The sequence below is a fragment of the Cellulomonas fimi genome, assembly GCF_012952065.1.
Classification (GTDB): Bacteria; Actinomycetota; Actinomycetes; order Actinomycetales; family Cellulomonadaceae; genus Pengzhenrongella; species Pengzhenrongella fimi_A.
In genome coordinates, this window is the sequence record NZ_JABCJJ010000007.1 from 102737 (window position 1) to 122650 (window position 19914).

17 protein-coding genes are annotated in these 19914 nt (G+C 75.2%); 4 read left to right on the forward strand and 13 right to left on the reverse strand.

All coding sequences use genetic code 11. The features are described from left to right. Positions 1-28: 28 nt before the first annotated feature. From deoC to HIR71_RS06715, 3 genes are read right to left on the reverse strand one after another with little or no spacing between them, the layout of a single operon-like run. A complete protein-coding gene (deoC, locus tag HIR71_RS06705; protein ID WP_169324281.1) occupies positions 29-1057 on the reverse strand; it encodes a deoxyribose-phosphate aldolase in 1029 nt (342 codons plus the stop codon). 31 nt (positions 1058-1088) lie between these two features. After that, positions 1089-2921 carry a phospho-sugar mutase gene (locus HIR71_RS06710; protein WP_169324282.1) on the reverse strand — a complete coding sequence of 611 codons (1833 nt, stop codon included), beginning with the start codon at positions 2919-2921 and terminating at the stop codon, positions 1089-1091. Further along, the gene (locus tag HIR71_RS06715; protein ID WP_169324283.1) at positions 2918-3766 is read right to left on the reverse strand and encodes a purine-nucleoside phosphorylase; all 849 of its coding nucleotides are present in this window, start codon (positions 3764-3766) and stop codon (positions 2918-2920) included. Before HIR71_RS06715 ends, HIR71_RS06710 begins: the two co-directional genes overlap by 4 nt. Before the next feature lie 126 nt (positions 3767-3892). Here HIR71_RS06715 and HIR71_RS06720 point away from each other — a divergent pair, with 126 nt between their 5' ends. Continuing rightward, positions 3893-5338 (forward strand): NAD(P)H-quinone dehydrogenase, encoded by a 1446-nt coding sequence (locus tag HIR71_RS06720; RefSeq protein ID WP_396031146.1) that lies wholly within the window; start codon positions 3893-3895, stop codon positions 5336-5338. A gap of 30 nt (positions 5339-5368) precedes the next feature. On the opposite strand, the gene HIR71_RS17395 is transcribed toward HIR71_RS06720, so the two are convergent. From HIR71_RS17395 to HIR71_RS06765, 9 genes are all read right to left on the reverse strand, one after another. Continuing rightward, positions 5369-7528: an endonuclease/exonuclease/phosphatase family protein gene (locus tag HIR71_RS17395; RefSeq protein WP_169324285.1), complete on the reverse strand. Its 2160-nt coding sequence runs from the start codon at positions 7526-7528 to the stop codon at positions 5369-5371. A gap of 5 nt (positions 7529-7533) precedes the next feature. Then, complete coding sequence (locus HIR71_RS06730) at positions 7534-8070, reverse strand: hypothetical protein (protein ID WP_169324286.1); 537 nt, start codon at positions 8068-8070, stop codon at positions 7534-7536. A gap of 8 nt (positions 8071-8078) precedes the next feature. After that, positions 8079-8627, reverse strand: a complete 549-nt coding sequence (locus tag HIR71_RS06735) for an NUDIX hydrolase (protein WP_311836143.1) — start codon at positions 8625-8627, stop codon at positions 8079-8081. A 30-nt stretch (positions 8628-8657) separates the two neighbouring features. Then, on the reverse strand, positions 8658-10451 hold the full coding sequence (locus HIR71_RS06740; RefSeq protein WP_311836144.1) for an ATP-binding protein: 1794 nt from the start codon (positions 10449-10451) through the stop codon (positions 8658-8660). Positions 10452-10602: 151 nt separating this feature from the next. Further along, positions 10603-11277 carry a Maf family protein gene (locus HIR71_RS06745; RefSeq protein WP_169324287.1) on the reverse strand — a complete coding sequence of 225 codons (675 nt, stop codon included), beginning with the start codon at positions 11275-11277 and terminating at the stop codon, positions 10603-10605. A 113-nt stretch (positions 11278-11390) separates the two neighbouring features. Then, positions 11391-13163: a DUF885 domain-containing protein gene (locus tag HIR71_RS06750; protein WP_169324288.1), complete on the reverse strand. Its 1773-nt coding sequence runs from the start codon at positions 13161-13163 to the stop codon at positions 11391-11393. A gap of 61 nt (positions 13164-13224) precedes the next feature. Next, positions 13225-13485 (reverse strand): acyl-CoA carboxylase subunit epsilon, encoded by a 261-nt coding sequence (locus HIR71_RS16400; RefSeq protein WP_169324289.1) that lies wholly within the window; start codon positions 13483-13485, stop codon positions 13225-13227. Beyond that, positions 13482-14036: a hypothetical protein gene (locus tag HIR71_RS06760; protein ID WP_169324290.1), complete on the reverse strand. Its 555-nt coding sequence runs from the start codon at positions 14034-14036 to the stop codon at positions 13482-13484. The genes HIR71_RS16400 and HIR71_RS06760 overlap by 4 nt, the downstream gene beginning before the upstream one ends. A 121-nt stretch (positions 14037-14157) precedes the next feature. After that, a complete protein-coding gene (locus HIR71_RS06765) occupies positions 14158-15738 on the reverse strand; it encodes an acyl-CoA carboxylase subunit beta (protein WP_311836151.1) in 1581 nt (526 codons plus the stop codon). Between the two features lie 109 nt (positions 15739-15847). On the opposite strand from HIR71_RS06765, the gene HIR71_RS06770 reads away from it, so the two are divergent. Beyond that, entirely contained in the window at positions 15848-16753 is a 906-nt protein-coding gene (locus HIR71_RS06770) for a biotin--[acetyl-CoA-carboxylase] ligase (RefSeq protein WP_169324292.1), read from the forward strand. A gap of 29 nt (positions 16754-16782) precedes the next feature. After that, complete coding sequence (locus HIR71_RS06775; RefSeq protein WP_311836145.1) at positions 16783-17883, forward strand: adenylate/guanylate cyclase domain-containing protein; 1101 nt, start codon at positions 16783-16785, stop codon at positions 17881-17883. A 3-nt stretch (positions 17884-17886) separates the two neighbouring features. Here HIR71_RS06775 and HIR71_RS06780 read toward each other — a convergent pair whose 3' ends face one another. Next, on the reverse strand, positions 17887-18624 hold the full coding sequence (locus tag HIR71_RS06780; RefSeq protein ID WP_169324293.1) for an SOS response-associated peptidase: 738 nt from the start codon (positions 18622-18624) through the stop codon (positions 17887-17889). Positions 18625-18684: 60 nt separating this feature from the next. On the opposite strand from HIR71_RS06780, the gene HIR71_RS06785 reads away from it, so the two are divergent. Then, positions 18685-19914, forward strand: coding sequence for a multidrug effflux MFS transporter (locus tag HIR71_RS06785; RefSeq protein ID WP_169324294.1), 1230 nt, complete (start codon positions 18685-18687; stop codon positions 19912-19914).

Here is a 19914-nt window from a genome sequence, read left to right on the forward strand (position 1 = left end):
TGGGGCGTCGGAGGCACGGTGGGGGGAGTCAGTCGACCGTCACGTAGTCCGGGCCGGAGTACCAGCCCGTGCGCATCTTCTCGCGCTGCAGCAGGACGTCGTTGAGCAGGCTCGACGCGCCGAACCGGAACCAGTCCGGGTCGAGCCAGTCCTCGCCCGCGACCTCGTTGACCGCGACCAGGTACTTGAGCGCGTCCTTGGCGGTCTTGATCCCGCCGGCCGGCTTGACGCCGACCTGGACGCCGGTGTCGCGGCGGAAGTCGCGGACCGCCTCGAGCATCACGACCGTCACGGGCAGCGTCGCCGCGGGGGCCACCTTGCCGGTGCTCGTCTTGATGAAGTCGGCGCCCGCGAGCATCGCGAGCCACGACGCCCGGCGCACGTTGTCGTAGGTCACGAGCTCGCCGGTCTCGAGGATGACCTTGAGGTGGGCGTCGCGCCCGCCGGCGTGGCACGCCTCGCGCGTCGCGACGATGTCCTCGTAGACCTTCGCGTAGCGCCCGGACAGGAACGCCCCGCGGTCGATCACCATGTCGATCTCGTCGGCGCCCGCGGCGACGGCGTCGGCCGTGTCGAGGAGACGGACGGCGCTGCTGGCACGCCCGGACGGGAACGCCGTCGAGACGGCGGCGACCTTGATGCCGGTGCCTGCCACCGCCTCCTTCGCCACGCCGACCATGTCGTTGTAGACGCAGACGGCCGCGACCGGCGGGCACGTCGGGTCGCCCGGGACCGGCTGACGCGCCTTCGCGGCGAGCGCCCGGACCTTGCCCGGGGTGTCGGCGCCCTCGAGGGTCGTGAGGTCGATCATCCGGATCGCGAGGTCGAGCCCCCACGCCTTGGCGGTCGTCTTGATGGACCGCGTGCCGAGCTGCGCAGCGCGACCGTCCGCGCCGACCTTGTCGACGCCGGGGAGCCCGTGCAGGTAGCGGCGCAGCGACGCGTCGTCGAGCGTGGCGGCCCCGGTCACCGTGCGGGCGAGGTCGGCGATCTGCGCGCTGCCGCGGCCGGCAGGGACGAGGGCGTCGGCGTCGTGCGACGGGGCCGTGGTGGTCATCAGACGATCCTAACGCCGTGGGGGAGAACCGTTACTGGTCGGTAGCACCGAGGCCGAGCGCCGTGCGGACGTCCGCCTTGACCGCCTCGAGGCGGCGCTTGGCGACGGTCCGCGCGTGGTCCACCGCGGCGTCGTCGGCGCCCGGCTCGAGCGGGACCACCACCTCGAGGTAGCACTTGACCTTCGGCTCGGTGCCGCTCGGGCGGATGATCACGCGGGTGTCGTCGGCGGTCAGCAGGCGCAGCCCGTCGGTGGGCGGCAGGCCGTCGACGCCGTCGGCCAGGTCGACCACCTGGCTCACCGGGGAGCCGGCGAGGGTCGAAGGCGGGTCCTGCCGGGCGCGTGCCATCGTCGCGGGGATCTGGCCCAGGTCGGTGAAGCGGGCCGAGAGCTGGTCGGTCAGGTGCAGCCCGTGCTCGCGCGCGAGGTCGTCGAGGGCGTCGATCAGCGTGCGACCCGCGGACTTCAGCCCCGCTGCCAGCTCGGCGACGCGGAGCGCGGCCGTCATGCCGTCCTTGTCCCGCACGTGCCCCGGGTCGACGCAGTAGCCGAGCGCCTCCTCGTAGCCGTACAGCAGGCCGTCGACGCGCGAGATCCACTTGAAGCCCGTGAGGGTCGTCGCGTGGTCGAGCCCGTGGGCGGCGGCGATCCGGCCGAGCAGCCGGGACGAGACGACCGAGCTCGCGAGCACCGGGGCGCCGCCCGGGCCCGCCGCCGCGGGTCGCGCGTGCTCCGCGAGGTAGGCACCGAGCAGCGCCCCGACCTCGTCGCCGTGCAGCATGCGCCAGCCCTCGGCGCCCGCGGTGTCCGGGCCGCGGTGCGAGCGCGCGCGCAGGTCCTTGACGGCGACGGCGCAGCGGTCGGCATCGGGGTCGTTCGCGATGACGAGGTCCGCGCCCGTGTCCGCGGCGAGGCCCAGGGCGAGGTCCATCGCGCCCGGCTCCTCGGGGTTCGGGAAGGCGACGCTCGGGAAGTCGGGGTCGGGGTCCGCCTGCTCGGGCACCGCGTACACGTCCGTGAAGCCGGCCTCCCGCAGCACGCGCTCGGCGACCACGCCGCCGACGCCGTGCAGCGACGTGAGGACGATCCGCAGGTCGCGCGGACCGGCCGGGTCCGCCAGCCCGACAGCCGTCGCGACGTAGTCGTCGACGACCTCCTGGCCGAGCATCGTCCACCCCGCCGTCACCCGGGGGACCGAGGCCACCGAGCGCACGGCGGCGATCGACGCCGCGATCTCGGCGTCGGCGGGTGGCACGATCTGGGCGCCCTGGCCCGCGCCCGTCACGACCCGGCCGCCGAGGTAGACCTTGTAGCCGTTGTCCTGCGGCGGGTTGTGGCTCGCGGTGACCATGACGCCCGCGTCGGCGTCGAGCCGCCGGACCGCGAAGGCCAGCACCGGCGTCGGCAGCGGGCCGGGCAGCACGAGCGCCTCGATGCCGGCGCCCACCAGGACCGCCGCCGTGTCCTGCGCGAACGCCGCCGAGTTGTGCCGGGCGTCGTAGCCGACGACGACGCGCGGGATCGCCTCTCCCAGCGCGCCGCGCAGATGGGCGGCCAGGCCGGCGGCGGCCCGGATGACCACCGCGCGGTTCATCCGGTGCGGGCCGCCGCCGAGGGCGCCGCGCAGGCCCGCGGTGCCGAACTCGAGCGGGCCCTGGAAGCGGTCTGCGAGCTCCCGGCGGGCCGACGCCACGCGGGTGCGCTCGGCACGCGCGGCCGGGGCGTCGCCGTCGGGCACCGAGTCCTCCGCGTCGGCGAGGAGGCGCTCGAGCTCCGCGGCCGTCACGGGATCGGGGTCGTCCGCGATCCAGGCGCGGACCTCGTCGGCGAGCGCGAACGGCCCGGCAGTGGGGTGCGCGGTCATCGGATCCTCCGGATGATGTCGGCGAGCAGGGCGCTGATCCGCGGGCCGGCCGCCTGGCCGGCCTCGAGCACCTCGGCGTGCGAGAGCGGCTCGGCGCTGATCCCGGCAGCGAGGTTGGTCACGAGCGAGATCCCGAGCACCTCGAGACCCGCGTGCCGCGCGGCGATCGCCTCGAGCGTCGTCGACATGCCCACGAGGTCGCCACCCAGACGCCCGGCCATGCGGACCTCGGCCGGCGTCTCGTAGTGCGGTCCCCGGAACTGGACGTACACGCCCTCGTCGAGCGTCGGGTCCACCTCGCGCGCGAGGCTCCGCAGGCGGCTCGAGTAGAGGTCGGTGAGGTCGACGAACGTCGCGCCCTCGAGCGGCGACGTCGCCGTGAGGTTGAGGTGGTCGCTGATCAGGACGGGCGTGCCCGGGCCCCACGCCGGGTCGAGGCCCCCGCAGCCGTTGGTGAGGACGACGGCGGTCGCCCCGGCGGCGGCCGCTGTGCGCACCCCGTGGACGACCCGCCGGACCCCGCGGCCCTCGTACAGGTGCGTGCGCGAGCCGAGCACGAGCGCGTGCCGGTCGGTCCCGGTGATGCGGACGGACCTCGTCAGGGCGCTGTGACCCGCGACCGCGGGGGCGAAGAACCCGGGGATCTCGTGGGTCGGGACCTCGGCGACCGTCTCGCCGACCAGGTCGGCCGCACCGCCCCAGCCCGAGCCCAGGACGAGCAGGACGTCGTGGCGGGGGATGCCCGTGACCTCGGCCAGGTGGGCGGCGGCGCTGCGGGCGACGTCGAACGGATCCACCGCCGGGTCGTCGAGCGAGAGGGTGGCGTGGTCCGTCGTCGGGCTCATGGCAGGAGGCTATCGGCCGAGGTGGGGCAGGGGCAGGCGGGCGGGCAGGCGGGCGGGCAGGCGGGGCGCGGGCAGGCCGGGCATGGGCAGGGCGCAGCGGGGCACCTCCCGTGGCGTGCGGGCATGATGGTCGCCGTGAGCACCGAGGCGCAGGACCTGCAGCAGACCCGTGTCGTCGTCGTCGGCGGGGGCCCGGGCGGCTACGAGGCGGCACTCGTGGCGCGGCGCCGCGGGGCCGACGTGACGGTCGTCGAGCGGGCCGGGATGGGCGGGGCCGCGGTCCTCACGGACGTCGTGCCGTCCAAGACGCTCATCGCGACGGCCGAGTGGATGACGTTGTTCGAGCACGCGCCCGAGCTCGGCATCCGGCCGGCGGGTGACGCGCGGACCATGGTCGAGGGCGAGTCGGCGGCCGTCCAGGTCGACCTCGACGTCGTCAACGCGCGCGTGCTGTCGCTCGCGGCCGCGCAGTCGGCCGACATCCGCGCGCGGATCGAGCGCGAGGACATCACGATCCTCGTCGGCACCGGCCGTCTCGACGGCCCGCAGCGTGTCGTCGTCGAGGACGAGGACGGCGGCACGACGACGCTCGACGCCGACGTCGTCCTCGTCGCCACGGGCGCGACCCCGCGCGTGCTCCCCGACGCCCAGCCCGACGGCGAGCGCATCCTCACCTGGACCCAGCTGTACGGGCTCAAGGAGCTGCCCGAGCGGCTGGTCGTCGTGGGCTCCGGGGTCACGGGCGCCGAGTTCGCGAACGCGTACAACGCCCTGGGCGCCGAGGTCGTGCTGGTGTCGAGCCGCGACCGTGTGCTGCCCGGCGAGGACCCGGATGCGGCCGCCCTCATCGAGGACGTGTTCCGCGCGCGCGGAATGACGGTCCTGTCGCGCTCGCGGGCGCAGGCGGCCGTCCGGACCGAGGACGGCGTGGAGGTCACCCTCGCCGACGGCCGTGTCGTCAGCGGCTCGCACGTGCTCATGGCGGTCGGGTCCACCCCCAGCACGGCCGGGCTCGGGCTCGAGGAGGCCGGGGTGCGGCTCGGGCCGAGCGGGCACATCAAGGTCGACAAGGTCTCCCGGACGTCGGCGCGCGGTGTGTACGCGGCGGGCGACTGCACGGGCGTGCTGCCGCTCGCGTCCGTCGCGGCGATGCAGGGGCGGATCGCGATGGCGCACGCGCTCGGCGACGCGGTCATCCCGCTCGACCCCAAGGCGGTGTCGGCGACCATCTTCACGGCGCCCGAGATCGCGACGGTCGGGTACGACGAGGACCAGCTCAAGGCCGTCGGCACGGCGTACCTCGTGCGGACCCTCCCGCTGCGGGGCAACCCGCGCGCCAAGATGCTCGGCCTGCGGGAGGGGTTCGTGAAGCTCTACGCGCACTCGGTGACCGGGGTGCTGCTGGGCGGGGTCGTGGTGTCGCACCGGGCGAGCGAGCTGATCTTCCCGATCACGCTCGCGTTCGCGCGCCGGCTGACCGCCGACGAGGTGGCCGAGTCGTTCACCGTCTACCCCTCGATGTCGGGGACGGTCGCCGAGGTCGCGCGGATGCTGCACCAGAACCGCGCCTGACGGCGGCGGCCGGGCGGCGGGCGCTCGGTATCAGCGGGCCGCGCGCAGCGTCGCGAGGATCGGCAGGTGGTCCGAGAACGGGACGTCGAGCACCTCGACGTCGGCCGGCTCGAGGCCGCGCGTGAACACCCAGTCGATGCGGCGGTCGGGCGCGCGGCTCGGGAACGTCAGGGCGCCCGGGTCACCCGCGACGTCGACGGCGCTCTCGAAGCCGGCGTCCTGCATGCGGGCGATCTCGGGCCACCCGGGCTCGGCGTTGTAGTCGCCCGCGACGACGGCGGGGACGTCGACCGCGCGGGGCCCGGCGGCCGCCGACGCCCGGAGCAGCACGTCGAGCTGCTCGAGCCGGGTGGGTGTGTTGCTGTCGCGGTGCTGCAGGTGGACGGACGTGAGGCGGACCGGCGAGCCGTCGTCGAGCTCGACCGTCGCCGAGACCGCCGAGCGCCACTGGGGACCGTCGCCGTACGGCAGCCGCTGCGCCACGACGTCGTCGAGCGCGTAGCGCGACAGGATCGCGTTGCCGAACTGGCGGTCGGCCGCCGGGGCGAACACGTACGGCATGCCGAGCCGCTCCGACAGCCACGTCGCCATCTCCGCCCCGCCCCCCATGACCCAGCCGCGCGACACCTCCTGGAGCGCGACGACGTCCGCCTCGCTCGCCTCGATGACGCGCGCGACCTCCTCGAGCTCGACGGCCGGGTCGCCCGAGACCCCGTAGTGCAGGTTCCAGCTGAGCAGCCGCAGGCTCGTCCCGGGCGCCCGCTCGGCAGCGCGCGGCGTGGCGTCCGGCGCGACGAGGCCGGGGACGGCCCAGACCAGCACGACGAGCGCGGCGACGGGTCCGACGACGTCGCGGGAGCTCGCGGGGAGCCGCTCGGCCGCCTCCGGTGACCGGTGCACGCCCCCCGCGACCCCGAGCGCCGCGGCGGCCGCGACCATCACGAGCGCGTTCGGGAAGCCCAGCGGGACGTCGTAGTCGAGCTGGTAGGCGAGCAGCGGCAGGATCACCGCGAGCCCGGTGACGGACGCGGTCAGGGCCGTCCGTCCGACCGGGGGCGCGGGCGCGGACCCGTGGTCGGCGTCGGGCCGGGACGTGGCGCGCGCCGCGTCCACCGCGACGGCGTCGCCCGTCGGGCGCGGGGACCGCAGCGCCGTCGCGAGCACCACCGGCGCGCTCGCGAGCGCGACGAGCAGCGAGACGACCCGCAGCGGCTGCGCGCCCCAGAACACGCCGCCGACCGCGACCGGGAGGAGGAGCGCGGGCACCCACGCCCGCCGTAGCAGCGCGTCGGCCGCGCGCGGGACCAGGGCCACCACGGCCGCGGCGGCGATCCCGAGCAGCAGCCACAGGACGGTGAGGTCCGCCTGCGCCGCCTGGGACGTCGCGAAGGCGTGGTTGCCGAGCGCCATGGCGGCGAGCGACAGGAAGGGCCCGAGCGCCCAGAGCCGGGCGGGTCGGCCCGCCGCGTCCGGAGCAGCCGGGTCGGGCTCGACCTGGCGGGCGGCCGTGGCCGCGAGGAGCGCGAGCGCGACCGCGGCGCCGACCAGCACCACCGTGACGCCCCACCCGACGACGTCGCGGCGCCACACGGCGTCCCACGTGCCGAGCGCGCTCTGGAGCGCCACCTGCAGCCCGACGCCGATCGTCACGCCCGTCGCGGCGAGCAACCCGCCGGTGCCGCCGCCCGAGGCGGGTCGACGAAGGACAGCCGCGCACGCGAGCACCAGGACGGCGATCGCGGCCGCGACCCCGACCAGGCCCGCCACGACCCGGGCACCGCCGTCGAGCGCCTGGACGGCCACCCGCACCACGGCGAGCACACCGACCCCGATCGGTGTGACGCTGCCGAGCAGCACGTCCGGGGCGCGGCCCGTGGGTCCCGGCTCCGACCGGCTCCCCCGTCGGGCCACCACGACGAGCGCGGCGGCGACGAGGCCGGGCAGGGCGTACGTGACCAGGGCCGTGACGGCGGCGCTCACGACCCCGGCGCTGAACGCGCGGTCGAGGAGCGGCCCGCTCGCCCGCACGAGCTCGAGGGTGAGAGCCGTGAGCAGCGTCAGGAGCGCGACCTGCACGGTCGCGGCCCGCGCGTAGGGCGCACGGGTCCGCGGTGTGCGGCCGCCGCGGCGGCTCCGCCGGTCAGCCGGTGCGGCGGGGGCGGGCGGGAACGGGTGCGGCGTCGTCGGCACGCACGTCAACCTACCGGCGGCGGGGGCGGCGGTACCGGGGTCGCGGCTGCGCGGCGGAGCCGGACGTCACGCACGGCCGCCTCGACCTCGATCGTCGCGTCGTGGAGGACGAAGCCGGCCACCGTGACGCCCTGGACCCGCAGGTCCGCGGCGGCCTGGAGGTCCACGACGGCGACCGGGTCGCCATCGGGGCCGGACTGCACGAGGAGGAGCCCGGGCGGGATGTCACGCGCGCGCAGCGTCGAGTTGATGAGGCCGGTGAGGTGGTTGATCAGCCGGTGGACCGGCAAGGACCCGGCGTGGACGGCGAGCTCGAACGTCGCGCGGCCCTCGCGGAAGCCCGCGAACGTCGCGTCGACGGTGACCACCGGCGTGATCGCCGCGATCGCGCGGACGGCGAAGGGGGCCGCCGGCACGTCGCGGAGGTCCACGTCGACGCGCACCCGCGCACCCGTGCAGCTGACACCCCGGACGGGCGGTGGCGGGGGAGCACCCTGCAGCGCGAGCTCGAGGGCCTCCGGGAACGGCAGGGTCAGGTGCACGGCACTCCTCAGGTCACGGTCGGGGCGGCAGGACCGCTCGCGTCCGACGGGTCGGGTCGACCCTCGAGCAACCGTCTCAGGTGCGGCCACGCCTCGCCGAACGCGGGGAGCAGCGACCGGCGCTCGACGTCGTCGAGGTCCACCCACGCGACCTCGACGCTCTCGGCGTCGGTCGCCGCGGGCTCGAGGTCGGTCAGCGCCTCGGCGAGCACGGTCGTGTAGGTCCAGCCGCCGTGGTCCACCACCGAGGCTCCCAGGACCCGCACCGCGCCCGGCGGTACGCCGGCCTCCTCGGCGGCCTCACGCAGCGCGCCCTGCTCGGCCGGCTCGCCCGGCGACAGCGCGCCGCCCGGGAACGCCCACGTGCCGCCCTGGTCGCTCCAGAGCGCGCGGTGCTGGAGCACGACGGCGTCGACGTCCCCGGACCCGTCGCGCCGCGCGAGCAGCAGCCCCGCCGCGCCGAACCGACCCCAGTGGCGGTGTCCCTGCGCGCACTCGACCCAGCCGTCACCGGCGTGCCGGTGGTGCAGCCGGTCCACAGGGTCCACGCGGTCCACGCGGTCCACCGGGTCCACGGCGAGGCCCGGTCAGCCCACGATGTCGCAGATCTGGGTGCCCGCGGTGACGCTCGCGCCGACCCCGGCCACCAGCCCGGTGATGCGTCCCGCGCGGTGGGCGAGCAGCGGCTGCTCCATCTTCATCGCCTCGAGCACGACGACGAGATCGCCCTCCGCGACCTCGGCGCCGTCCGCGACGGCCACCTTGACGATCGTTCCCTGCATGGGCGAGCACAGCGTGGTGCCGGTCGCGCTCGACGACGTCCGGGCAGGTGCGCGGCGTACGGGCCTGCGGGCCCCGGGGGACCGCCCGTTGCGGCTGCCTCCGAGCGAGAAGCCTGCGGGGATGACGACCTCGAGCCGCTTGCCGCCCACCTCGACCACGACCCGCTCCGTCGGGGCCGGCTCCTCGTCCGTGGGCGCGGCCGGGATCGCCGGCGCGGGGCCGCCGAGCGAGGGCAGACGCTCGGCGAACTCCGTCTCGATCCAGCGCGTGTGGACCGAGAAGGCCTGCTCGGGGTCGCTCGGCACGAACGCCGGCTCGTCGAGCACCGCACGGTGGAACGGGACGACCGTCGGGATCCCGACGATCTCGAGCTCGCTCAGGGCGCGTCGGGCCCGCTCCACCGCCTGGGTGCGGGTCGCTCCGGTCACGATGAGCTTGGCGAGCATCGAGTCGAACCCGCCCGAGATCGTGTCGCCCTCGACCACCCCGCTGTCCACCCGGACGCCCGGGCCGGACGGCAGCCGCAGCGTCGTGATGCGACCCGGGGCGGGGAGGAAGCCGGCGGCCGGGTCCTCGCCGTTGATCCGGAACTCGATCGAGTGGCCGCGCGTGACGACCTGGTCGTAGCCGAGCGGCTCACCCGCGGCGATCCGCAGCTGCTCGCGGACGAGGTCGATGCCGGCGACCTCCTCGGTCACCGGGTGCTCGACCTGCAGCCGGGTGTTGACCTCGAGGAACGAGATCGTGCCGTCGGCGCCGACGAGGAACTCGCACGTGCCGGCGCCGACGTAGCCCGCCTCCCGGAGGATCGCGATCGACGAGTCGACGAGCTGGGCGTTCTGCTCGGGCGAGAGGAACGGCGCCGGCGCCTCCTCGACGAGCTTCTGGTGCCGGCGCTGGAGCGAGCAGTCGCGCGTCGAGACGACGACGACGGTGCCGTGCATGTCGGCCAGGCACTGGGTCTCGACGTGCCGCGGCTTGTCGAGGTACCGCTCGACGAAGCACTCACCGCGCCCGAAGGCGGCGGTCGCCTCACGGACGGCCGACTCGAGCTGCTCGTCGATCTCCTCGGCGACGCGGGCGACCTTGAGCCCCCGGCCGCCGCCGCCGAACGCCGCCTTGATCGCGACGGGCAGGCCGTGCTCCGCGGCGAACGCGTGGATCTCCGCGGCGCCCTCGACGGGGTCCGAGGTGCCGGCCACGAGAGGGGCGCCGGCTCGCTCGGCGATGTGCCGCGCGCTCACCTTGTCGCCGAGCGCCTCGATGGCTGACGGCGGAGGGCCGATCCACACCAGCCCCGCCTCGGTCACCGCGCGCGCGAAGTCGGCGTTCTCGGCGAGGAAGCCGTAGCCGGGGTGCACGGCGTCGGCCCCGGCGCGACGGGCCACGTCGAGCAGCTTGGCGGCGTCGAGGTAGGTCTCGGCGGCGCGGACGCCGCCGAGCGCGAACGCCTCGTCCGCGAGCCGCACGTGCAGGGACTCACGGTCGGGGTCGGCGTAGACGGCCACGGAGGCGATGCCGGCGTCGCGGCAGGCCCGGACGATGCGGACGGCGATCTCGGCACGGTTGGCGACGAGGACCTTCGTGATGGCGGGCACGGCTCACCGTAACGCCCGTGGTGACCGGCACACCTCGCCGCGCGCACGCTGCGGGAAGATTGCCGGTTCCTGCCAACCGTCTGGCATGCGATTTGTAGGATTCCCACCGAGACGGTCGCCGTCGGCGGCCTCACGATGGCCGATGTTGTGCTCAGTCCACAACGTCGGCCGTACCGGCTACCCCACGCCAGAGGTCGGGGACCGCCACCCCGACCTCCGCGAGCAGCTCGCGGAGCAGCGGCAGGCTCACCCCGACGACGCCGTGGTAGTCGCCGTCGACGCCCGTCACGAACGCGCCGCCCAGCCCGTCGACGGTGAACGCGCCGGCCACGGCGAGCGGCTCTCCCGTCGCGACGTACGCGTCGATCTCGGCGTCGGTGAGGTCGGCGAAGTGCACGACCGTCGACGACGTCGCGCCGAACGTCCCGCCCGTGCCGCCCGCCTCGGGCTCGCGGTCGTCGATGAGCCAGTGGCCGGTGTGGAGGACGCCCGAGCGACCACGCATCCGGCGCCAGCGCCGGGTCGCGTCCGCCGCGTCGAGCGGCTTGCCGAAGATCTCGCCGTCGAGCTCGAGCATCGAGTCGCACCCGAGGACGAGGAGGTCGTCGTCGTCGGTCCCCACGCCCTCGCTCACGACGTGCTGCGCCTTGGCCTGGGCGAGGACCAGCACCGCGTCGGCCGGCTCGAGCGTGCCGAAGCGCTCGCGCGCGGCCGCGAGCGCGGCGTCCTCGTCCACGCCCGACGGCGAGACCAGCACGTCGATGCCTGCGGCGGCGAGCGTCGCGCGCCGGGCAGGAGAGGCGGAGGCCAGGAGGAGACGGGTCACGGCGACGGAGCGTATACGGCGCACGCCCTCGTCGCCGTCGCCGCGGGGGTCGTGCTGCTCGTCGCGATGATCCTGCTGGAGCACGGGCCGGCGCTGCTCGGCTCAGCCGCCCGTCAGGCCAGGGTCTGCCGCAGCACGTCGAGGCCGACCGACCCGAGGCCGAGCGCGCGGGCGTGGAACTCGCGCAGGCCGCCCGCCCCGCCGGGCGCCCGCCGGGCGGTGACCGCAGCGTCGCGCGTCTGCTCCCAGAGCCGCTGGCCGATCTTGTACGAGGGCGCCTGCCCGGGCCAGCCGAGGTACCGATCGAGCTCGAAGCGCAGGTACGGCTGGGGCATCGCCACGTTGGCCCGCAGCAGCTCCCACGCCTTCTCCGCGTCCCAGGTGCCGCCGCCCCAGCGGGCGGGCGCCGGGAGCCCGAGGTGGACGCCGATGTCGAGGACCACGCGGACCGCCCGCATCCGCTGGCCGTCCAGCATGCCGAGCCGGTCGCCCGGGTCGTCGAGGAACCCCAGGTCGCCCATGAGGCGCTCGGCGTAGAGGGCCCACCCCTCGCCGTGGCCCGCGACCCAGCACGCGAGCCGGCGCCACCGGTTGAGCGTGTCGCGCGCGTGCACCGCCTGGGCGCACTGGAGGTGATGGCCGGGGACGCCCTCGTGGTAGACGGTCGTGCGCTCGCGCCAGGTCGTGAACTCCGTGACCCCGGCCGGCACGGACCACCACATGCGCCCGGGCCGGGAGAAGTCGTCGCTCGGCGGCGTGTAGTAGATGCCGCCCTGCTGGGTCGGCGCGATCAGGCACTCGAGCGCCCGGATCGGCTCGGCGATGTCGAAGTGGGTGCCGTCGAGGGCCAGCACCGCCGCGTCGGACGTCTCCTGCATCCAGGCCCGGAGGGCCTGCGTCCCGTGCAGCTGCCGGGCGGGGTCCGCGTCCAGCGCCGCGACCGCGCGCGCCACGACGTCGGGCCCCCCGGCGTCGCGCGGCCCGAGCACCTCCCGTGCGACCGACTCCTGCTCGGCGACCACCCGGTCGAGCTCCTCGAGTCCCCACGCGTAGGTCTCGTCGAGGTCCACGTCGGCGCCGAGGAAGTACCGCGACCACAGCGCGTACCGGTCGCGGCCCACGGCGTCGGCGGCAGGTGCGTGCGGAGCGAGCTCCTCGCGCAGGAACCCCGCGAGCTCGGCGTACGCGGAGCGCGCCGCGGCGGCGCCGTGCTCGAGCTCCTTGCGCACGAGCGAGCACGCCGCCGACTCGTCGAGCACCGCGTCGACGGCCGGGCCGGTGATGAACGACGTGAAGAACGACGACGCCGGGTCGGCGAGCTCGTCGGCCTGCGTCGCGCCGATCGCCACCTGGCGCGCGGCGGGGACGCGACCGCGGGCCGCACCCGCGCGCAGGGACGCCCGGTAGCCGGCGAGCGCGCCGGGCAGCGCGTTCAGCCGGGCGGCGACGTTCTCCCACGCCTCGACGCTGCTCGTGGGCATCAGGTCGAAGACGTCGCGCAGGTCCTGCACCGGGGACGCGATGTTGTTGAGCTGGCCGAGCCACTCGCCGGCCTCGTCGAGCTCGAGGTCGAGGCCCAGCCGCTCGCGCATGACGGCGAGCGTCACGTCGTCGACGTCGTCCACGGGCGGGGTGGTGTCGAGCTCGCGCAGGACGGCGCGGGCGGCGTCGGCCCGGGTCGCGTGCCCCGCCGGGGAGAGGTCCGTCATCTCGTGGTCGTGGCCGGGGACGCCCATCGACGTGGCCGCGAGCGGGTCCAGGCGAGCGATCGTGTCGACGTAGCGGTCGGCGACCGCGTCGATCGGGCTCGATGCGCGGGCGGGCCCCGGCGAGGGGGGCGTGGCCGGCGTGGACGGCGTGGACGACGGCGTGGTGCTGGACGGCATGCTCCGAACCTACCCGCGCGCTCGGTCGCCCTCAGCCACGCGACCGCCTGCCTCGGGTCGCTCAGCCGCGCAGGCTCCAGCGCCACGTGTCCGGGCCGGGATCGCCGAGCTGACCCGGTCGACGCAGCAGGCGTCCGCGGTCCGACCACGCCGCGGGCGCCGTCGTGGTGTGGCTCGGGGGCTCGTCGGCGCCGGCCGTGGCGAGCCCGGCGACGAGCGCCGCCAGCTCGAGGTCGTCCGGCGCGCCCCGCACGACGCGCACGTGGGTCCGCGGCGAGGCCTCGGCGGCGGGCTGGCCGGTCGACCCGGGGTGCTCGCTCACTCGTCGTCCTCGTCGTCGTCGAAGCCGTCGAAGTCGGCGGGTTCGCCGCGCGACGTCGCCCACTCGACGACCTCGAACCCGGCGTCGACGAGTCGCACCACGAGGCTCTCGCCGCCCTGGTCGAGCAGGTCGAGCACCGAGTCCATGGTCACGTCGCTCGTGCCCTGCGGCGGGCTGATGACGAAACCCAGGTGGAACACCTCGGCGGTCTCGGGCACCGGGGGCGCGTCCGGGTCCACGACCTCGTGGACGTGCTCCCCGGCGTCCCAGGCCATCGACGTGAGATCGGCGTGCAGGCCGAGCCGGTCGTGGAGCCGGTCGTACAGCTCCGCGTTGAGGGTCCCGACGCGCGCCTCGAGCGCGAGCACGCGTGGGTCCTCGTCGGCCTCGTGCGACCCGAACTCGCCGCGGACGCCGACCGCGGTGTCCACGTACTCGTGCAGCGCCGCCGCGAGCGCGTCGACCGCGGCGTGCAGCGGCGCGGCGTCGACCGGGCCGAGCGGCCGGTCGGAGTGCGCGGCCCCCGAAGAGTCGTGGTCGTGGACGCTCACAGCCCCCTCCGTTCGCGCGCGGTGCCCCGCTCGCTGCGCTCCCGGCGCCTCCCCGCGCTCACAGTGCTTGTCATTTCGCGCGCGGTGCCCCGCTCGCTGCGCTCCCGGCGCCTCCCCGCGCTCACAGCGGGATGTTCCCGTGCTTCTTCGGCGGCAGGCTCGCCCGCTTGGTGCGCAGCGCGCGCAGCGCACGGACGACCTGGACCCGGGTCGCCGACGGCTCGATCACCGCGTCGACGTACCCGCGGTCGGCCGCGTCCCACGGGTTCACGATCGCCTCCTCGTACTCGGCGGTCAGCCGGCCGCGCTCCGCCTCGACGTCGCCCCCGGCGTCGGCCATCTTCTTGAGCGCCCCGCGCTGCAGGATGTTGACGGCACCGCCCGCGCCCATGACGGCGATCTGGGCCGTCGGCCAGGCGAGGTTGATGTCGGCGCCGAGCTGCTTGGACCCCATGACGATGTACGCGCCGCCGTAGGCCTTGCGCGTGATGACCGTGACGAGCGGCACGGTCGCCTCGGCGTAGGCGTAGATGAGCTTGGCGCCGCGCCGGATGATGCCGTTCCACTCCTGGTCGATGCCCGGCAGGAACCCCGGGACGTCGACGAACGTGAGCACCGGGATGTTGAACGCGTCGCACGTCCGCACGAAGCGCGCGGCCTTCTCGGCCGCGTTGATGTCGAGCGTGCCCGCCATCTGGAGCGGCTGGTTGGCGACGACGCCCACCGCGTGCCCCTCGACGTGCCCGAACGCGGTGAGCACGTTGCGCGCGTAGAGCGGCTGCACCTCGAGCAGCACGCCCTCGTCGACCACGTGCTCGACGACCGTGCGCATGTCGTAGGGCTGGTTGTCCGAGTCGGGGACGAGCGAGTCCAGCTCGAGGTCGGCGTCCGACACCTCGAGGGGCCCCTCGCCGCCCGCGAACACCGGCCCGTCGGTGAGGTTGTTCTGCGGGAGATAGCTGAGGAGCGACTTCACGTAGTCGAACGCGTCGTCCTCGTCCGCCGCGAGGTAGTGCGCGACGCCGGACCGCTCGTTGTGCGTGTGCGCGCCGCCGAGCTCCTCGAACCCGACGTCCTCGCCCGTGACGGCGCGGATCACGTCGGGCCCCGTGATGAACATGTTCGAGGTGCCGTCGGCCATGACGATGAAGTCGGTCAGCGCGGGGGAGTAGACCGCCCCGCCGGCGCTCGGCCCGAGGATCAACGAGATCTGGGGGATGACGCCCGACGCCGCGACGTTGCGCCGGAAGATCTCCGCGAACTGGGTCAGGGCGGCCACGCCCTCCTGGATCCGCGCCCCGCCGCCGTCGGAGATGCCGAGGAGCGGCACGCCGGTGCGCAGGGCCAGGTCCATGACCTTGGTGATCTTCTGGCCGTGGACCTCGCCGAGCGACCCGCCGAAGACCGTGAAGTCCTGGGAGTAGATGCAGACCTGACGCCCGTGGATGGTGCCGTGCCCGACGACGACGCCGTCGCCGGGGACCCGCTTCTTCTCCAGCCCGAAGTTCACCGAGCGGTGCCGGGCGAACGCGTCGAGCTCGACGAACGAGCCCGGGTCGAGCAGGCCGTCGATGCGCTCGCGCGCGGTCTTCTTGCCGCGCGCGTGCTGCTTCTCGGCGGCCACGGTCTCGGGGTCCACCGTCGCGGTCTGCGTCCGCCGACGGAGGTCGGCGAGCTTCGCGGCCGTGCCGGACGTGCGCACCGTGCCGGAGGAAGGACTCGTGGGGAGGGAGCTCGTCGATGCGGAGCTCGATGCGTCGGTCACACGCCGAGACTAGTTCTCCCGTCGGTCGTCGCGAGATGATCGGCCGATGGGTGAGCCGGTCGACCGTCCCGCGCTGCGCGCCTCGGCGCTGCGCGAGCTGCTGCTGCACCCGGCGGGCCCGCTGGGCCGCCTCGAGGTGGTCGAGCGCGCGGAGTCGACCAACACCGAGCTGGCCGCGGCGCTCACGCGCGAGCCCGACGCGTGGCGCGGCGTCGGCATGGTCGTCGCGGACCACCAGGCCGGTGGACGAGGCAGGGCCGGGCGTTCGTGGCAGACGCCACCCCGGGCCGCGCTCACGCTCTCGATCTCGGTCTGGCCGACCGCGCAGGACCAGCGGTCGATCGGCTGGCTGCCGCTGCTCACCGGGCTGGGTGCGGTGCGAGCGCTGCGCGCGACCGCGGGGGTCGACGCCGGGCTCAAGTGGCCGAACGACCTGCTGGTGCTCGGCGCCGCGGCCACCGAGGGCGACGCGCTCGACGGGTGGGGCACCGATCGCAAGGTCGGGGGCGTCCTGTCCGAGCTCGTCCCGACCGCGGCCGGCCCCGCCGCGGTGCTCGGCATCGGCATCAACGTGTCTCAGACGGCCGACGAGCTGCCGGTGCCGAGCGCGACGTCGCTCGCGCTCGCGGGCGCGAAGGACCTCGACCGCGAGGTGCTCGTCGTCGCGCTCGTCACCGCGCTCGCCGAGCTCAAGGCGCGCTGGAGCACGGCGGGGGGTGACGCCGTCGCCTCCGGTCTCGCCGACGAGGTCCAGGCGGTCTGCCGCACGCTGGGCCGACGGGTGCGCGTGGCGCTGCCCGGCGGCGGCGAGCTTGTCGGGACGGCGCGGCGGCTCGACGGGGCCGGCGCCCTCGTCGTCCGGGACGACGCCGGGACCGAGCGCACGGTGCTCGCGGGCGACGTGCTGCACGTGCGCGGGGCCGAGCCGGTCGGGCCCGGGCAGCGCCCGTGACCCAGCTCACCGTGAACTAGCCTGGCCGGGTGCCCGACGCCACACCCCCCGAGCCGGTGCGCGGGCCGGACCACGCCCGCTCGACCGCCGAGGAGCTCGACGCCGCGCTGCTCGGCGGCGACCGCTCGCTGTCCTTGCGCGACCTCGCGGCACGTGCGGGCGACGACGTCTCGCTCGAGGACGTGGCGCTGTTCTGGTCGACGCTCGGGCTGCCCCAGCCCGACGTCGAGGAGCAGGTCTTCACCCAGGCCGACCTCGACGCCGTCACGCGCATCACGGGGCTCGTCCGGTCGGGCCAGATCGAGCGGCGCACGGCGATCACCCTCACGCGCGCGCTCGGGCACACCTCCGAGCGGCTCGTCCTGTGGCAGGTCGAGGCGCTCGTCGAGGACGTCGCGTCGCGCCACGCCCTCGACGACACCAGCGCGCGACTGGTCGTCCTCGACCGTCTCGACGAGTACGGGCCGCTCCTCGAGGCCCAGCTCGTCCACGCGTGGCGTCGACACCTCGCGGCGATGGCCGGCCGGATCGCGGGCGAGTTCGGGTCGGCGAGGGCCGACGAGCTCCCGGACCCGACCGCGCTCCCGCTGGCCAGGACCGTCGGGTTCGCGGACATGGTCTCGTTCACCCGCCGGACGGCCGGGCTCGGCCCGACCGACCTGTCGGCCTTCGTGCAGCGCTTCGAGACGGCTGCTCGCGACGTCGTGACGGCGGCCGGGGGCCGGGTCGTGAAGACGATCGGCGACGCCGTGCTCTTCGTCGCCGACGACGTCGTCACGGGCGCCGACGTCGCGCTCGGGCTCGCCCGGGTGCTCGGCGAGGAGCTCGACGTCGAGGCGGAGCGCGCGGTGGGCGGGTTGGCCGAGGGCGCGCGCGGCGTCACGCCGGTGCGCGTCGGCTTCGTGCAGGGCCGGGTGCTCTCGCGGTTCGGCGACGTTTTCGGCCCGTCGGTGAACGTCGCGGCGCGCCTCACCGACATCGCCGAGCCGAGCACGGTGCTCACCGACCCGCAGACCGCGACGCTGCTGCGCGGCGACCCGCGGTACGTGCTCGAGCCGCAACCGAGCCGGGAGCTCGCCGGGCTCGGGAGCGTCGCCCCCGTGCGGGTCCGCGCGGCGGCGACCTCCTGACGCTCAGTCGGCGACCGGCCGGATGAGCTCGGGTCCGTCGTTGCCGACCTTGTTGACCGCCGTCGAGACCGGCGTCAGCTCGAGCCGGGGGAGCGGCGAGTCGAGCAGCGTGGCCGCCTGCTCGGCGTCGACCGCCGGATCCAGCCAGGCGTCCCACCGGTCGGGGCGCAGGATGACGGGCTGGCGGTCGTGCACGTGCCCCATCTCGTCGACGGCGGTGGTCGTGATGACCGTCGCGGACACGAGCCAGCGCTCGGGGTCGTCCTCGGCCTTGGTCGGGTTCTTCCAGAACTCGTAGAGCCCTGCCATGGCCAGCGGTGAGCCGTCCGGTGCGTGGATGAAGTACGGCTGCTTGGTCGTCGACCCCGACGCCGAATCGGGCGGCTGCCACTCGTAGTAACCGTCGGCCGGCAGCAGGGCGCGGCGGAGGGCGAACGCGCGCTTGAACGCGGGCTTGGTCAGGAGCGTCTCGGCGCGCGCGTTGATCATCCGCGAGCCGATGCCCGGGTCCTTGGCCCACGACGGCACGAGCCCCCAGCGCGCCGTCCGCAGCGTGCGCTCGATCGCTCCGTGCGAGCCGTCCTCGAGCCGCTCGGGTCGCTCCACGACCATGCGCACGGGGTCGGTCGGCGCCACGTTCCACGACGGCGCCAGCAGGCGCACGTCGTCGGCGACCGACGCGAGGGCGAACTCGTCCGCCAGGTCCTGGGCCCCACGGAAGGAGGCGTATCTGCCGCACATGGGCCCAGGGTGCCGTACGGCGCGACGCGCAGCGCGTCCGGTGGTGGGAGGATCTGCGTGATGACGACCGGCGGCGACCACTCCCCACCTTTCCGTCGACCCCAGGCGAAGCACGTGCTGCTGCTCGGGCTCATGGCCGCGCTGCCCGCCGTGACGAGCGACATCTACCTGCCGTCGCTGCCCGAGGTCGGCCGGGACCTCGGCGCCACCACGACGGCCGTGCAGCTCACCATGACCGGCGTGCTGGTCGGGTCCGGCGTCGGGATGCTCGTCGTGGGACCGCTCTCGGACTGGCTCGGGCGGCGGAGGCCGGTGCTCATCGGAGTCGGCGTCCACGTCGTCATCTCGGTGCTCTGCGCGTTCACGCCGGGGATCGAGGTGCTGATCGCGCTGCGCGTCGTGCAGGGGTTCTTCAACGCGGCGGCCACCGTCGTCGCCCTCGCCGTGATCCGGGACCTGTTCAGCGGCGCCGACGCCTCGAGCCTGCTCTCACGGCTCATGCTGGTCATCGGCATCGCGCCGCTGCTCGCCCCGACGGTGGGCGGGCTCATCGCCAGCGTGGCCGGATGGCGTGCGGTCTTCCTGGCGCTCGCCGCGTTCGGTGTCGCGCTCTGGCTCGTGGTGTACCGCCGTCTTCCGGAGACGCTGCCACCCGAACGGCGCCGCGAACGGGGCATGCGGCCGGCGCTGCGGGGGTACGCAACCTTGCTGCGGGACCGGCACTTCGTCGCCGTCGCGGTCCTGCCCGGGCTCTCGATGTCGGTCCTGATGAGCTATGTGGTGGGGTCGCCCTTCGTGCTCCGCGAGGGCTACGGGCTGTCGGCGAACCAGTTCGCCCTGGTCTTCGCGGTCAACGGCGTCGCCCTCGTGGGCGCGGCGCAGATCAACGCGGCCCTCGTCCGGCGGGTCGCCCCCATCCGCATCCTGCGGGTCGCGCTGCCGCTGGCGCTCGGGTGCGCGGGCGTGCTGCTCGCGGTCGCGCTGACCGAGGCCGGCGGCCTCCTCGGGCTGCTCGCGGTGCTCTGGGTGCTCCTCGGCCTGCTCCAGTTCCTGCCGCCCAACGCCTCCGCGATCGCCCTGAGCAGGCACGGGGAGATGGCCGGCACGGCCGCCGCGTTCATCGGCGCGCTGCAGACCGGGATCGCCGGGACCGTCAGCCCGCTCGTGGGCGTCCTCGGGGGCGACGCCCCGGCGATGGCGGTCGTGATGGTGGGCAGCGCTGCGGTCGCCCTGCTCGTGCTCGCGCTCGCCACGCCCGCCTACCGCCGGGACGGTTGGCCCCTGCTCTGA